This is a genomic window from Acidiphilium sp. JA12-A1, assembly GCF_000724705.2.
In the GTDB taxonomy this organism is placed as follows: domain Bacteria; phylum Pseudomonadota; class Alphaproteobacteria; order Acetobacterales; family Acetobacteraceae; genus Acidiphilium; species Acidiphilium multivorum.
This window is the reverse complement of sequence record NZ_JFHO01000022.1, coordinates 1-16,071: the sequence shown is the minus strand read 5'-3', so window position 1 is coordinate 16,071 and position 16,071 is coordinate 1. Positions and strand designations below refer to the sequence as shown.

Here is a 16,071-nt window from a genome sequence, read left to right as displayed (position 1 = left end):
GTGCCGGTCTCCATGCCTTCCGGGACGGCTGCCAGCGTGGTCGCCCCACAGCACGGACAATGGCCGGCGATAGCGTTCGACGCGGGTGACGACCGGCTTGATCGGCGGCAGATCGATCTTGTCGTAGCGCTGCGCGAGGCGCTGATCCGCGTCAGTCAGCCCGGCACGGCAGTGCTGGCAATGCGCCGCCTTCGCGATCACCGTCTGATCGGGGTTCTCGGCAAGCAAGCGACCGCCACCCTCACGGCCGAGACTGCCTTTGCGGGGCCCCTTGCGCGGACTTTTCTCGGGCCGGTTTGGCTTCTGCCCGCGCGATGGCGGCAGGCTCGAATTGTCCGGCCGCTTCGGCGGTTCGTTTAGCCGCGCCTCCAACTCCGCAATCCGGCGTTCCGCATCCGAAAGCCGGATTGCCAGTTCCGCGTTCCTGCGCTCGGATGATTGCAACGCGTCCCATAGCGCGCGGATCAGCGCGTCTTTCTCAGCGTGCGATAGGAGAGACAGGTCAGGAAGCTCGTTCACGCCTCCCGTCGAATCGTATCCGCCGTGGTCACGTCAATTCACAATCGATTCAACTTATCGACGGACCAGGATGAGCAGATACCATGAATATTTCCACAACTGGACCGGCGACCGGGTGACCTGCCGGGACTGGTTCCAGCTCTCGCTCAAGGAGGGGCTGACCGTCTTTCGCGACCAGGAATACGGGGCGGCGACGACCGATGCGGCGCTGTCGCGGATCGACGACGTCAAGATGCTGCGCGCCCGGCAATTCGCCGAGGATGCCGGGCCGCTGGCGCACCCCGTCCGCCCCGCCGCCTATCGCAAGATCGACAATTTCTACACCGCGACCGTCTATGAGAAGGGGGCGGAGGTGGTGCGGATGATCCGCACCATCATCGGGCATGAGGCGTTCCGCCGCGGCTTTGATCGCTACATCGCGCGCAACGACAATTCGGCGGCGACGATCGAGGATTTCGTGGCCGCGATGCGCGAGGAATCGGGGTTCGATTTTTCCCAGTTCATGCGCTGGTACGAGCAGGCGGGCACGCCGCAGCTGCGATTCGAGGGCGAATACGACGCGGCGGCGCGGCGCTACACGCTCACGCTGCGGCAGATGACGGCGCCGACGCCGGGACAGGCGCATAAGGAGCCGTTCCTGATCCCGGTGGCGATGGGGCTGATCGGGCCGGATGGGGCGGAGCTTGAAGCGCGGCTGGAGGGCGAGGCGGACGCGCATCGCGGCACTCGGGTGCTGCTGCTGCGCGCGGCCGAGCAGCGTTTCGTGTTCGAGGAGGTCGCGGCTCCGCCGGTGCCCTCGCTGTTGCGCGGGTTCTCGGCGCCGGTGAAGCTCTCCGGGCATGATACGGCCGGGCTCGCGCACCTTGCCGCGCACGATACCGACGGGTTCAGCCGCTGGGAGGCCGGGCAGGAATATGCGACGCGGGCGCTGCTCGACGCGATCGCCGCATTGCAGCGCGGCGAGGCGGTGGCGACCGACCCGGCGCTGGTGGCGGCGATGGCGGCGGCGCTCGACCTCGCGCAGGAGGCGCCGGCGCTCGCGGCACGGATATTGTCGCTGCCGGGCAAGGACGTGCTGGCGGACCGGATGGCGGTGATCGACCCGGATGCGATCCATGACGCGCTGGAGATGACGCGGGCGGCGATCGGCCGGCAGTTGCGCGACCGCTTCGCCGCGCTGTGCGGGGCGGAGGACCCGTCGGCACCGTTCAGCCTCGACCCGGCGAGCATGGGGCGGCGGGCGCTCGGCAATGTCGCGCTGGCCTATCTGATGGCGGCGGACCCGGCGGCGGGGCTGGACGCGGCACAGCGCCGCTTCGAGACCGCGCCGACGATGACCGGGCGGCTCGGCGCGCTGGCGCTGCTCGCCGATACCGCGACGCCGGCGCGCGATGCCGCACTCGCGGCGTTTCACGCGCGCTGGCGCGGCGATGCGCTGGTGAGCGACAAGTGGTTCCGCATCCAGGCGATGGCGACGGCGCCGGACACGCTGGACCGCGTCGAGGCGCTGACCCGGCACGCCGATTTCGACCTGCGCAACCCCAACCGCTTCCGCGCCCTGGTGCAGGCATTCGGCGCGGGGAACCAGCGCTGGTTCCACGATGCGTCGGGGCGGGGCTATGCGCTGGTGGCGCGGATGATCGGCGAGGTCGACCGGGTGAACCGGCAGATCGCGGCGCGCTGCATCGACGTGTTCGCGAGCTGGCAGCGCTTCGATCCGGCGCGGCAGGCGCTGATGCGGGGCGCGCTGGACGCGCTGCTCGCCGATCCCGCTTTGTCGGCCAATGCGCGGGAGATGGCCGAGCGGGCGCGGGCGGGGTCGTGAAAAATCACGGGCCGGATCGGGGATCCGGCCCGCGACATCGGGAGACTGAAGCTCAGCGCGCGGCCGCCAGCGCCTGATCCAGATCGGCGATGATGTCCTCGATGTGTTCGAGGCCGATCGACAGCCGGACATAGCCAGGCGTGACGCCCGTGGCCGCCTGTTCCTCGGCCGAGAGCTGCGAGTGGGTGGTGCTGGCGGGGTGGATGGCGAGGCTGCGGGCGTCGCCGATATTGGCGACGTGGTAGAACATCCGCAGCGCCTCGATGAATTTCCGCCCCGATGCGGCGCCGCCGACCAGTTCGAATCCGACCAGAGCGCCCCTGCCGCCGGTGAGGTAGGTTTCCGTGCGCCGCCGCGCCTCGCCGGTGGCGACGCCGGGGTGGATCACCCGCACCACGTCGGGATGGCTGGAGAGGAAATCGACCACCTTCTCGGCGTTCTCGCAATGCCGCGCCATGCGCAGCGGCAGCGTCTCCAGCCCCTGGATGAGCTGGAAGGCGTTGAACGGCGAGAGCGCCGCCCCCTCGTCGCGCAGGATCACGGTGCGGGCGCGGATGATGTAGGCGATCGGGCCGAGCGGCTTGACCGCCTCGACCCAGACCGCGCCGTGATAGGAGGGGTCGGGCGCGTTCAGCAGCGGCTGGCGCGCGGGGTGGGCGGCCCAGTCGAAATTGCCGGAATCGATGATCATCCCGCCGATCGAGGTGCCGTGGCCGCCGATATATTTCGTGGTGGAATAGATCACGATGGCCGCGCCGTGGTCGAAGGGCCGGCAGAGCAGCGGCGCGGCGGTGTTGTCCATGATCAGCGGGATGCCGAGCGGGCGGCCGATCGCCGCGACCTCCGCGATGGGGAAGACCGCGAGCTTCGGGTTGGGCAGGGTTTCGGCGTAATACGCGCGGGTCTTGTCATCGGTCGCGCGGCGGAAATTCTCGGGGTCGGTCGGGTCGACGAAGCGGATCTCGATGCCCTGGTCGCGCAGCGTGTTGGCGAAGAGGTTCCAGGTGCCGCCGTAGAGATCGGTGGAGGCGACGACGTTCTCGCCCGCGCGCGTCAGCGTGCGGATCGCGCTCGCCGAGGCGGCCTGGCCGGAGGCGAGGGCGAGCGCGGCGACCCCGCCCTCGACGGCGGCGAGGCGCTGCTCGAGCACGTCCGTCGTCGGGTTCATGATGCGGGTGTAGATGTTGCCGAGCTCGGACAGCGCGAACAGGTTGGCCGCGTGTTCGGTGCTGTTGAACTGGTAGGAGGTGGTCTGGTGGATCGGCACCGCGACCGAGCCGGTGGTGGGATCGGCGCGCCAGCCGGCGTGCAGGGCGAGCGTTTCCGGGTGTCGGCTCTTGACCGTCATGGGGCTGTCTCCATCGGGCATCTGTTCTCGTGGGAGCGAAAGCTAACGCCCGCGCGCCCGCCGTGGCAAGGGCGTGGCCCGTCAGGCCATGCGTGAACGGCCCTGCAGGAGCGCGGACAGGCCGTTCCGGTCCCGCACCGTGATTCGGCCCGGGGTGAGTTCGATGAGGCCGCGGGCCTCGAGATCCCTGAGTCGCCGGTTCACCGTTTCGCGCGTCGATCCGACGGCGCGGCCAAGCGCGCTCTGGGTGGTGTCGATCCGCGCGCGTTCCAGCCCCTCGGAACGCTGCAGCAGGAAGGTGACGACTCTCTGGCTCACATCCTGGAACAGGATGGAGTCAAGCTGCGCGAGTGTGGTGCGCAGCCGCATGCAGATGATTTCGATCACCCGCATGGCGAATTGCGGATCACGCTCGATCAGCCGCACCACCGAGGCGCGTTCCAGCACCAGAAGCCGGCCATTGGTCGCGGCGACCACGTCCGCGCTGCGGGGCTTGCCGTCGAACAGCGCGATTTCGCCGAAAACCGCGCCCTCGCGCAGCGTGTTGAGATCCTGGTCGTTGCCATCGATTCCGGGGAGCACGACCCGCACCTCGCCGGCAAGGATCAGCATCATCGACGTGCCCGGATCGCCGCGCTGGATCAGCATTTCGCCGGTCGTCATGTTGCGCTCGTAGGTGCAGGCATAGAGCGCATCCAGCTCTTTCGGGCTGAAGGGGGCGAAGAGCGGGATGCGGGCCATGTAGTTTCGTGCGTTCCGGGTCATGCCGTTGTCCTCGCGAGCACGGCGAGCACGGCGTCGCCGTAGCGTTCGATCTTGCTGGTTCCCATGCCGGGCACGGCCGCCAGATCGCGCCGGCTGCTTGGCCTCGCGGCAGCGAGGGCGGCCAGCGTCGCATCGTGAAAAATGACATAGGCAGGCACTTGCTGCGAGCGGGCGACCTCGCGCCGCCATTCCCGGAGCGCCTCGAAACCGGGGGCTTCGATCGCCGGTGATGGCCCCGCCGTGCTGCGCTGCCCGCCCTTCCTGCCGGTGGCGGGGTCGCGGCGCAGGCGGAGCGCCTCCTCGCCACGAAGCACCGGCCGGGCCCGCTCCGTGATGCGCAGTGCGCCATAGGCCTCGTGGTCGATCTCGACCAGCCCGGCCACCGCGAGCTGACGGAAGACCGAGCCCCACTGGCGGCGGTCGAGATCCGCGCCGACCCCGAACGTCGGCAGCCTGTCGTGACCAAGATGCCTGATCCGGTCGGTCGCGGTGCCGCGGAGAATATCGGTCAGATGGCCCACACCGAAGCGCTGCCCCGTGCGCAGTATCGCCGAAAGCGCCTTGCGCGCGGCTTCGGTACCGTCCCAGGTCTGCACCGGTGTGCGGCAATTGTCGCAGCGGCCGCAGTCTCCGGGATAGGTTTCGCCGAAATGCGCGAGCACCGCGCGCCGCCTGCACCCGGCCGTCTCGCAGACGCCGAGCAGCGCGCCGAGCTTGGCCCGGGCAATGCGCTTGACCTCGTCCGGCGCGTCGCTCTGGTCGATCAGGCGTCCACGCAATGCCACATCCTGCATACCATAGAGCATCAGGGTCTCGGCCGGCGCGCCGTCGCGGCCGGCGCGGCCGGTCTCCTGATAATAGGCCTCCAGGCTCGATGGCAGGTCCAGATGGGCGACGAAGCGGATGTCCGGCTTGTCGATCCCCATGCCGAAGGCGATGGTGGCAACCAGTATCAGGCCGTCCTCGCCGAGGAAGGCGTCCTGGTTCCGGTTCCGCGTCGCCGCATCCAGCCCGGCATGATAGGGCAGGGCCCGCAGGCCTTGGCCGGCAAGCCAGCTCGCCGTTTCCTCGACGGCGGCGCGGCTCAGGCAGTAGACGATGCCGCACTCGCCCTCATGGCCGCGCAGGAAGGCGAGAAGCTGCCGCCGTGGCTCGATCTTGGGCGCGATCGCGTAGGTCAGGTTCGGCCGGTCGAAACTGGAGATGAACAGGCGCGCCCCGTCGAGCCCGAGGCGGCGCGCGATGTCATCGCGCGTCTGCGGATCGGCCGTGGCGGTGAGTGCGATGCGGGGCACGCCCGGAAATCTCTCGCCGATCGTTGCGAGCTGGAGATATTCGGGCCGGAAATCATGGCCCCATTGGCTGACGCAGTGGGCTTCGTCGATCGCGAAGAGTGCGATCCGCACCGACCCTAACAGGGCGAGGAAATCCTCGGTGACCAGCCGCTCCGGCGCCACGTAGAGCAGGTCGAGCTCCCCTGCCCGAAGTGCCCGGAGAACCGTCGCGCGTTCGGCGGCCTCGAGGCTCGAGTTGAAGGCCGCGGCGCTCACACCCAGCTGGCGCAGCGCCTCGACCTGATTGCGCATCAGGGCAATCAGCGGCGAGACCACGATTCCGACGCCCCGCCGGCAGATTGCGGGAAGTTGATAGCAGATCGACTTCCCGCCGCCGGTGGGCATCAGCACGAGGGCGTCGTGCCCGGCGATGACATGGGTGACGATGTCGCGCTGCGGCCCCCGGAAACCGTCATGGCCGAAAACCCGCCTTAGAACCGCTTCGGGTTCTATGGCGATATCTTCCGTAGGCCGTCGGGGCGGGTCGATTCGCACGGGACAAGGTGTAGGGCTTTCGCCGGGCCGGCGGCAATGGTGCAGACCTGCAACATGCGGTCACAAGCCGTCACAAATTGATCTCGATCAACGACCACGATTTTGGGCCCTGTTAATCGGATGCTCGTCACTGAATGAAAGTCAACGGGAGACTGCAAATGAAAACCCGGTCACATCCCTATTCCTGGCGGCTTGCGGCCGCTGGCATGGTTGCCGCAGCCTGGCTTGCGGCGCCTCGCGCTGCCTACGCGATCCCCGCCTTTGCAGCGCAGACCGGCGAACCGTGCTCGGCCTGTCATATCGGCTTTCCGCAGCTCACGCCGTATGGGCGGGATTTCAAGCTCGAGGGCTACATCGCCGGCGGCACCTTCCCGACCTGGAAGAATTTCGCCGTGATGTCCCAGATCGGATGGACCCAGCAGCACGACAAGGTCCCGGGCGGCCTGCAGCCCGGCTTCAAGTCGAACGATGCCTGGGCCGCGCAGCAGACCAGCCTGTTCTATGGCGGCGCGCTCGATTCGGCGATCGGCCTCGGCGCGTTTGTGCAGGTGACGTATGACGGCGTCGCCAGGCAGTGGAGTTGGGACAACACCGATATCCGTCTTGCCCGGCCCGGCAGCCTGTTCGGTCACCCGCTGTTCTGGGGCATTACCCTCAACAACAACCCGGCCGTGACAGATCTCTGGAACACGCCGCCGAGCTGGGGCTATCCCTATATCCCCTCGGGTCTCGCGAACGCCCCCGCGGCCTCGCAGCAGATCGCGTCGCTGGCGCAGACCGTGTATGGCGCGGGCGTCTACGGCGCGCTCAACGTCACGCCGTCCGACATGATCTATGCCGAGGCGGACCTCTACAAGTCGTTGCCGCAACGCATGGGCTACGCGCTCGGCGCGGGCGGCGGCCCCAAGATCGATGGTGTGGCGCCCTATCTGCGGCTCGCCTTCCAGCATCAGTGGGGTAACTCCTCGATCGAGGTCGGCAGCTATGCGCTGATGGATCGGGTCTATCCGACGGGTGTGGCGAGCGGCCCGACGGATCAATTCTTCGACATCGCGGCCGACACGCAGTTCCAGTACATCACGCACAATCAGGCGTTTTCGGTTCAGGCGAACATCATCCACGAGTCGCAGGACTGGGCGGCAAGCTATCCGCTCGGCAGTGTCAGCAACCGTGCCGACAGTCTGAACGTCGCCACGATCACGCTGTCCGAACTGCTCTACCAGAAGTTCGGGATCACAGAGTCGTTCAACACGATTTACGGGAATTCCGATCCGGTTTATTACGGAAACGCGAACGGCAAGCCGAACAGCAACAGCTGGACGACGGAGCTCGATTACTACCCGTTCAACGATGGGGGACCGAAATGGCTGCCCTGGCTGAATGCCAAGTTCTTCGTCGAGGATACCGTCTATCCGATCTTCAATGGCCTTGCGCACAATTATGACGGCCAGGGAACCAACGCACAGGCGAACGATACGCTGTTTGCCGGTGTATGGCTGGCTTTCTGAGGACAACACGCACCCGCCCGGACGGGCGGGTGCCCGACAGGAGAGACCAAAATGAAATCCACTCTTCTCATCGCCGTTGCCGCGGGTGCATTCTGCATCGCGAGCGCGCAGGCGGCGAACGTGGCACATGGCAAGGCACTGTTTCAGGCCCAGTGCGCAGCCTGCCATAGCGTGAGCCCGGGGCAGAACGGGATCGGCCCGTCATTGGCGGGCGTCTACGGCGCGAAGGCCGCTGCGACCCCGGGATTCCAGTTCTCCCCGGCGCTCAAGAAGTCCGGAATCGTGTGGAACGCCTCGACGCTCGACAAGTTCCTGGCCAATCCGCAGGCGGATGTGCCGGGCACCAAGATGCCCTATATGGGCATGGCCAATGCCACCGATCGGGCCGACGTGGTCGCCTATCTGCAGACGCTCGGCAAATAATCGATCATTTGGGTCTCGTATCAAGCAATATGGCGGCCGTGGCGACGCGGCCGCCTTTTTGCGTGATCGTCGAAAGCGCGGACTGAAGCTGTCCTGGCCATGCTTTCGTCGATGTTAGCTGATCGCCCGTGGCCAGCGGCAGCGGGGCGGTCGAGGCGATGGCAACGATCATGTCCCTCCCGAACGGCGCGCCAACCTGACCCAGCGTGTCGCTGATGATCCCGTCCTTCCGGTCCGCGGCGGGGTGGAGACGATAGATCTGCCCATTGCTCGAGACATAGTCGATCTCGAGATCATGGGCCCATGCGGGCGGCTTCACGCGCACAGTGATCGGCTGCCCCTTGGCAAGGCGGTTGACGCCGCCCGCAAGCCTGAAGCCGAGTCGCTGGGCGGCATCCGCGAAGACGGGTGCATAGGGCTCGATCGTCGAAACCATGCCGCAATACGGGCCGGTGAAATCGTCGAGCGTGACGGCAACATGCGCCGAGGGAATCGCGCGGGCGACATCGTCGATCGCTGCCGCCAGCGCGGGCTTGTTCGCAGCGCGAACGAGAGCCGAGACCTGGAAGTCTCCGTTCCGGGCGCTTCCGGTTGCCATCGCGCAGGAGGTCTGACGCACGGCGGCGGTCAGTCGCGCCTCGATCGTGGCGGCCGAGGGCGGCGGCACGGGTGTGGGCGCCGATGCGGGCGCGGGCGTCGCTTGAGCGGCAACCGGTGGCGCGGGCGCCGGCGCCGGCGTCTTGACGCTTCTGGCTGAGGCCGGCTTCGTCGCGGAGGGGTGGGACGGCGCGGCTTGCTGCGCGGCATGGTGCCCGCCGCCCAGCAGGAAATAAGTGCCGCCGCCGGCGACGATCAACGCGGCCGCGGCAATTCCGCCGATGAGGAGGCCACGCCGGCCGCCGGTCTCGCCCGCGGGTGCGGGAGGGGTGGGCAAGCGGACGGAGGCTTCCGGTGCGGCGGCGGCATGACGGCCGGAAGAGGCGATCATCGTCGCATCTCCATCAACTCCCTCGCCAGCGAGCGAGAGGCCGCCGGAACCGGTGTCGGACTCCGCGGTTGCCAGGGCTTGCGCGAATTCCCTTGCGTCGGCGAAACGGTCGTCCGGCCGCTTCGCCATCGCCTTGCGGACGATTGCATCGAGCCTCGGCGGCACCGAGATCGACAGGGCCGAGGGCGCTGGCGGCTCGACGTTCAGCACCTTGTGCATGATCGCGGTGATCGAGCCTTCGAACGGCTTCTCGCCAGTGAGTAGCTGATAAAGCATGACGCCTGCGGAATAGATGTCGGTCCGCATGTCGATCGTCTGCCCCATGAACTGCTCGGGAGACATGTACGAAGGCGTGCCGATCATCGTCCCGGCCTGGGTGAGGCTCGAACTTTCGATTCTGGCGACGCCGAAATCGGCGAGCTTCACCTGGTCATCTCTCGTGATCATCACATTGGCAGGCTTGATGTCACGATGGATAACGCCGTTGTCGTGGCTGTAGGCCAGTCCTGCGAGCAGCGACCGCATCATTCGCAGCGCGTCGACCGTGGCAAAGCGTTCGCCTCTGTCGAGCACCGATTTCAGTGTTTCGCCTTCGACATATTCCATGACGATATAGGCAAGCCCGTCGGTCTCGCCGTAATCGTAGATGCCCACGATGTTCGGATGCGTCAGCCGTCCGGCGGCCTGCGCTTCCCGCCGGAACCGGAGCAGCCCCTCGGCGGCCTCGGCGTCGTCGGTATCATCGAGATTGACCGTCTTGATGGCGACGCGACGCGCAATGATTGGATCGAAGCCTTCGTAGACGGTGCCCATGGCGCCCCGGCCGAGAATACGGACGATGTCATATTTTCCGAGCTTCGTCAGATCTGGCGCTGCCATGAGGGGATGTCTCGCTTTCTGATGCGTGATGATCGCTACTTGGCCAGATTGCGCGTGCCCTGTCCACCGTCGCCGATGACCACGAAAGGCGCCCAGAAGAACGGATCGGCGAGCTTGGCCGGCAGGGTGCCGGACGCGGCGCCCCTGATCAGGTCGAGCTGGGCGCTCCGCAGGCTCGCGGCCGCCCCCTCGCCCGTCGATGAGGCCAGATGGGTGAGCGTGGTTGCGACCAGATAGGAGCTGACCTGGTCGTTCACCGACCATTGCGTGACCATCAGCGCGCGGGCGCCGGCGAAGAAGAACGCGCGGGCAAGGCCGGAAAGCGCTTCACCGCCGGCCTTTCCGTCGCCCCCGCCCGTATTGCATGCCGACAGGATCACGAGGTCGGCGTTCAGTTTGAGATTGGTGATGTCGGAGGTCGTCAGCATCGAGTTCGCCGCGGACCTGGCGCCGGGCGGCGGCGAGGTGACGATCGCCGGTTCATGAGCGCAGGGCAGTTCGGAGGGCAGCAGCGCGTGGGTCGCGAAATGCAGGATCCGGTATTGCTTCAGGTCGGCGTGCTCGACATTCGGGACCGTGAAGGCCGCCCCCAGCAGCTCGTCCGATGCGGGTGCCTTGAAGATCGCGCGGGCGGCGTCAAGTTCGAGCTTCGCATACGGCAGGTGGGGCAGGCCGGCGAAGAGCCGGGCGCTGTCGCCGCAACTGGGGCCACTGAACGTGGCCTCGGCCTGGGCCAGGCTCGTGTTCTTGAAGTCCCCGAAGCCAAACCAGGGCTGCTTGGCGGGCGACGTGCCGGCGATGGCGCGCAGCGAGACGAAATTCGCGGCCGCGGGAACGTAGACCAGCGTCATCTTCCTGATCAGCCAGGGCACCTTGGCCAGCGGCGTGCCGGGGGCGACCGGCTCGGTGGGCAGCAGCGCGAATGGCAGCGACAGCAGCGCCCCGGCCGGTGAAACCACCATCGCCGTGGTCTTCGCGAGGTCGGTCGCGAAGGGGGCCAGGGTCGCGCGATAGATCGCTTCGGCAGAGGTCATCGCGAAGGTCGGCAATCCCGCCTGCGTCGGCACGACGCTTTGGCGCACTTTGCGGACCAGTGCGGTCATGCGCGTCTCGTCGACCTTCGTGTGCGCGACGGCGATCTGCCCGTCGTGCAACAGGAACGTCCACGTGCCGTCCGGCGCCGGCATGATATCGAGAAAGGCTTCGCCAGGCCTCAGCCGGTCGAGCACGGTGCCGGCGGGCACGACCTGCTGGACCAGCTGGCCGAAATTCGGTGCCGCCGCCTCGACGGACTCGTCCGCTTCGGCGAGCCGCCGGGTTGCCGCCGCGATCTTCATGTCGATTGCGTTGATGGCGGCCGGCGTTGCCTGCCGTTCATGGGCGATGCCGTCACGCTCCCGGTAGAGGCGCGACAGGGCGATGACGGCATCCTGATGGGCGCGGATCGCGGCGGCGACTTTGGGGCTCTTTGAATCCGCGGCCAGCCGCGCGGCGGACTCGGCGATTTCACGGCTGGTCGTGCTGCCTTGCGCGAGTTCCGCCATCGCGAACATCTCGGCGCGAAGCACCCCGGCCCGGGCAGGATTCTTCTCCGCTTCCCGATTGGCCGCGTCGAGGCACGGAGCAACCAGGGCCGCAGAGGTGCCGAGGCGCAGGCGGGCGAGAAGCTTTATGCCGGCCCGGCAAGCCTCCAGGGCCTTTCCGGGTTGACCGGCGAGGTCGAGCACGCCGCCGCGCAGCAGGTGCGTGTCGGCGACGGGGCGCGAACCGGGCAGGGCATGTTCGAAATCATACGAGGCTTGCGCCAGCCTGGCGGCAGCCGAGGCGGTCCTGTCAAACGCCGTGTCGACGGCGGCCGTGCTCCGGTCAAGCCTGGCGCGAAGCACGGGAGGAGCAATCCCGTTCGCCGAAGCGATCGCCGATGCACGGTCAATTTTCACGGCGGCCTGCTTGTGATGGCCGGCCGCATCGAGCACCACGCCCTCATACCGCAGTGTTTCGATCACGCCGAGCAGGGCCTGCTGCCCGATCGGGCTCAACAGGGTCGACTGCGCGGCGAGGAGCGATCCCCCCCGGCTTCCGGCCGAAAGGCCGAAGCCATCGTCGGACCCGGTCGCGGCAGGGTGGGGGCGCAACACGGAGCGGGGCAGAAGCGATGCATAATCCCGGTTTGCGGCCGAGAGCAGCCGCAGCGCGCGGCGATCATGACCCTGATTGAGTTGATCGAGACCCCGATAATGGTCGAGTCGCGCGACCGCCGTGGGATCCACGGCCAGGGGAGCCAGCTTCGCCGCCTGCGCAAGCAGGGCGTCAGCCTGGCTATAATCGCCCTGATCCGAGAGATTCAGAGCAAGATCCAGCATCGGCGTCACCGTATTCGGATTTTCCGGCCCGAGCGCCTTTTGCTGCAGCGCGAGCGCGGCCCGGTAGGCGGTGATGGCGGCAGGGTAATCCTCGGCCTGGTTGGAGCGGTTGCCGAGTGTCATCAACTTGCCGTACTCGTGGATATCACCCGAGGTGAAGGCGGCGGCGGCGAGGCGGTCGGCAAGCTGGCTGTCGGAGACCGAAGTGGTCATCGCGCCGGCATCGGCGGCTGGCACTGCGCCGCTGATCACGCCGACGGCGCGTTCCATGGCTGGAAAAGCCGGTTGCACGCCATCGGCAAACCACACATGGCCGCGGATCAAGGCTGCCAGGGCGACATGCGGCCAGCCGCCGATCCGCTGCGTGCAGAGCAGAACCTCTCCAGGGTAGTGCCCGAGCACCGTTGTCGGCTTTGGATTGCCGCACGCGTAGCGCTGTTCGAGACCGGCCCGCCAGTTTCCTCGCGTAACGATTGCATTCAGGTTCGCCCGGTTCGCCTCCGGACCCGCATGCACTTCGGCGCTGGGCTGGTGCCAACTGCCGCAGTAGATCAATGCGCCGCCGGAGGTCGTACGACTGGCGGTGCAGGTTTCGCCGCTGGTATTTTTGCCCAGCGCGAGTTGCCGGCCGCTAGCCGATTGCGGGGAATCCGTGTCATGCGCATAGGCGCCCGGCGGCGGCCGCGTGCACGCGCTCAACAGCGCCAGGCCGGCAAGGGCGGCCAGAACCAGGACCGTTCGGCGCATGGTCAATAGTCCTTTGCCGCCACACCTGGCAGCCGGACATTCGCATCCAGCTTGCGTCGCCGCCGTGGACTGATGTCGAAATCATCCAGCGGGTTGCGCTCCGGCACGATCGCCACAGGCAACACGGTGCAACTCACCGATCCGATAATGCACGAGTTGAAGCGATAGCTGGATCCCGGCACAGGAACGACCTTGCCGTTATGCGCCGCGGCCGAGCCGGCAAGACCGGCGATCTGGCCGACGAAAGCCGTTTGTCCATTAAGGCCGCCCGCCACCAGCAGATAGTGCAAATACAATGTTCCCTGTGCATATCCGTTGATCAGCGAAATCGCCAGATCCGTGCTGCGCGCATTGAGATCGTTGAACTTCGCGTCGGCACCGTCCGGCAGAAGCATAAACAGCGTGTTTGGCTGACCTTGAAGGGGACCGGTGTCGATGTTGAACTGGCCGGTCTGTACGATGCCGTTAGCCGGCGCTCCATTCGCGATCACCTGCAGAACCGAATCGATGCCGTTACGTGGCGAGAGGCCATTGTAGACGTATGTCGGGAGAAATTGGCCGCCGATCGAGAAGGAACCGCCATCCGCCCCGTCCAGAGTGATCTGGCCGGTTGCCGTTATGGTCAGCGCCTTCGCCGAAACAGGTCCGGCCACGGTTAACACCGTGGCATCGGTCAACGCGAAGAGATGGCCGGCGGCATCGAATCCGCCGAGAGTGCCTATGACGTTCTCCGTTCCAGTCAGCGCCACGTCGCCGATGACGGCACTGTTGCTCGTAAGCGTCGCGGCGGTGATGGGACCGTTTCCGGAAATCGGGCCATAGCCCAGACCGAGCGTGCCGGGCGTGTTGATCGCGCCGGGAATATACATGGCGGGTGAATCAAGTGAGATATTGAGGGCGTATACGGGGCCGTTCACCGTGAGAGGCACCTGATCCACCAGCGCCAGGTTTCCCAGAGGCACGCTGACCGACCCAAGAGCGTCGATCGTATTGCTGCCGGTCAGCAGCACGTCCCGCGCCCCTGCGATCTGGAGCAGGGTGGGGTCGATCGTCCCGGTCTCGGAGATCGTTCCGGACGTCGCCAGGCTTAACGCGCCATCGACAAGAATGACGCCTGGAATGGTGAGATCGGCGGCCGAGATTGCTGCGCGCTGCGCAACGAGACTTCCGGCGATGGTGAGGGGCGCATTGTCGTCGAGGGTGAAGGTGCCGACATTGATGCTGCCGAGAGTGGTGATGACATTGCTGCCGGTGAGGGCGACGAGGCTTGCGGCGGCATCGAGGGTCGGTGCGGAGATGGAACCGGTGCCCGAGCTGGTGATGGATCCGCTTGTTGCGGAGAGGGCGAGGAGCGAGGCGAGGCTGACCTGTCCGGCGATGTCCAAGCCACCGGCGCTGGTGTCGGCAAAGCTTGCATTGGTGGCGTTGAAGGAACCGGCGATGGTGAGGGGCGCGTTGTCGTCGAGGGTGAAGTTGCCGGCGCKGATGCTGCCGAGAGTGGTGATGGAGTTGCTGCCGGTAAGGGCGACGAGGCTTGCGGCGGCACCGAGGGCAGCTACCGTAATGCCACCATTGCCGGTGAATTCGCCACCTGCCTGCACAATCAACGAGCTATGTTGCGCAAGGAACGGCTGGTTGATGTTGATAGTGCCCGCATCCATCAGGATGTTTGGGATTGAAAGACTGATCGAGCCATCGTTTTCGATCAGCCCGGTCTGGACAGTGCCGATCTGAAGGGAATTCGCACCGATGGCGTTCAAGAGCTGATTTGAAAGATCGAGCGCCGTAGTCGAGGTCCCACCGAGGGCGATGGTATCGAAGCCAAGTGGAGCAAGCGTCACCGCGCCCGAATTCGCCAGGATCGTTCCACCGGCCAGATCCATTCCATTGGCGCTGAGAACGATATTTCCGCCAGACGCTACACTCAGCGTGCCGGCAATAGTGAGCGGCTGACTGTCAGCAACATCAATCGACGAGCCAGCGCTGAGACTCGTGATGACCTTTATGGAGTTGCCACCATTCTGCAGGCTGGCGAAACCTGAGACACTACCTGCCAAGCTATCCGCCGTAATAGCACCAGAGCCGGAAAAGTCGCTGCCCGTGACGGTGATATTGCCGACAGAGAGTACGCCGTCATTCACGATGCTACCGCCGGAAAATGTTCCGGTGCCAGCCTGCAATGTGGTTCGATTGACGATGCTGCCGCTGGCTTCAACCATCAGGGTGGGTGTGAAGGATGGCAAATTGCCATCGAAGATGACGCCTCCGGCCAGAGTGCCCGTGCCGGCATTGGCCGTGCCTAGATCGAGAAGTGCCGCACCGGAGTCTGCGAGCAGGGTAACGAAATTCGTCGAGACGTTGACGTTGCCCGCGCTGGTACCGCCAAGATCGAGTATCCCCGCAATCGTGCTCGATCCCAGTGGAGCGATCTCGATCGTGCCGTCCGGTGCCAGGAAGGTGGCGCCGGACGTATCATGCAGTCCCCGCGTGATGAAAGCGACCTGCCCATGGGTCGCAACCGAAACCGTGCCGGCAAGGGTGAGAGCCGATTGATCGACCAACGTGATCGAGTTCGCCACGAAATCTTCGAGAGTGGTGATGGAGTTGCTGCCGGTGAGGATGACCGAACTGGCGGTGACGATGTCGAGACTTGATGCGTTGATATAGCCTGTGCCCGAACCTGAATTGGAGATGGTGCCTGCGTTGGCGTCGAGGCTGAGGCTGCCTGTGGCGGAGACGGCACCGGTGATGTCGAAGCCGCCGGCGCTGGTGTCGGTGAGGCTTGCGCTGGTGGCGGTGAAGGGTCCGGCGATGGTGAGGGGCGCGTTGTCGTCGAGGGTGAGGTTGCCGACGTTGACGCTGCCGAGAGTGGTGATG

The 16,071-nt window shown here is 66.2% G+C and carries 10 protein-coding genes; 3 read left to right on the top strand and 7 right to left on the bottom strand.

Features of this window, described 5'->3' with window-relative positions:
* The coding region (locus tag RT91_RS21335) for a DUF6444 domain-containing protein (RefSeq protein ID WP_240314189.1) at window positions 1-519 on the bottom strand (519 nt) is incomplete at its 3' end.
* On the opposite strand from RT91_RS21335, the gene pepN reads away from it, so the two are divergent.
* On the top strand, window positions 407-2,344 hold the full coding sequence (gene pepN, locus RT91_RS04620; RefSeq protein ID WP_256363791.1) for an aminopeptidase N: 1,938 nt from the start codon (window positions 407-409) through the stop codon (window positions 2,342-2,344). The genes RT91_RS21335 and pepN overlap by 113 nt on opposite strands.
* Window positions 2,345-2,396: 52 nt before the next feature.
* Here the strand turns inward: pepN and RT91_RS04615 are convergent, their stop codons facing one another.
* The 3 genes from RT91_RS04615 to recQ all read right to left on the bottom strand — a co-directional run bounded on the left by RT91_RS04615 (window position 2,397) and on the right by recQ (window position 6,286).
* Window positions 2,397-3,692 (bottom strand): O-acetylhomoserine aminocarboxypropyltransferase/cysteine synthase family protein, encoded by a 1,296-nt coding sequence (locus RT91_RS04615; RefSeq protein ID WP_035185883.1) that lies wholly within the window; start codon window positions 3,690-3,692, stop codon window positions 2,397-2,399.
* Between the two features lie 81 nt (window positions 3,693-3,773).
* Window positions 3,774-4,457 (bottom strand): Crp/Fnr family transcriptional regulator, encoded by a 684-nt coding sequence (locus tag RT91_RS04610; RefSeq protein ID WP_035185881.1) that lies wholly within the window; start codon window positions 4,455-4,457, stop codon window positions 3,774-3,776.
* Entirely contained in the window at window positions 4,454-6,286 is a 1,833-nt protein-coding gene (gene recQ, locus RT91_RS04605; RefSeq protein WP_035185879.1) for a DNA helicase RecQ, read from the bottom strand. The genes RT91_RS04610 and recQ overlap by 4 nt, the downstream gene beginning before the upstream one ends.
* 134 nt (window positions 6,287-6,420) lie before the next feature.
* Here recQ and RT91_RS04600 point away from each other — a divergent pair, with 134 nt between their 5' ends.
* Window positions 6,421-7,794 (top strand): hypothetical protein, encoded by a 1,374-nt coding sequence (locus tag RT91_RS04600; protein ID WP_231295258.1) that lies wholly within the window; start codon window positions 6,421-6,423, stop codon window positions 7,792-7,794.
* 51 nt (window positions 7,795-7,845) lie between these two features.
* Complete coding sequence (locus RT91_RS04595) at window positions 7,846-8,217, top strand: c-type cytochrome (RefSeq protein ID WP_007424422.1); 372 nt, start codon at window positions 7,846-7,848, stop codon at window positions 8,215-8,217.
* A gap of 4 nt (window positions 8,218-8,221) precedes the next feature.
* On the opposite strand, the gene RT91_RS04590 is transcribed toward RT91_RS04595, so the two are convergent.
* From RT91_RS04590 to RT91_RS21940, 3 genes are all read right to left on the bottom strand, one after another.
* The gene (locus RT91_RS04590; protein ID WP_012039813.1) at window positions 8,222-10,084 is read right to left on the bottom strand and encodes a serine/threonine-protein kinase; all 1,863 of its coding nucleotides are present in this window, start codon (window positions 10,082-10,084) and stop codon (window positions 8,222-8,224) included.
* A gap of 35 nt (window positions 10,085-10,119) precedes the next feature.
* Window positions 10,120-13,194 carry a CHAT domain-containing protein gene (locus tag RT91_RS04585; protein ID WP_007424419.1) on the bottom strand — a complete coding sequence of 1,025 codons (3,075 nt, stop codon included), beginning with the start codon at window positions 13,192-13,194 and terminating at the stop codon, window positions 10,120-10,122.
* 2 nt (window positions 13,195-13,196) lie between these two features.
* Window positions 13,197-16,071, bottom strand: a 2,875-nt coding sequence (locus RT91_RS21940; RefSeq protein ID WP_035185877.1) for a hypothetical protein, incomplete at its 5' end; no start/stop codon positions are given.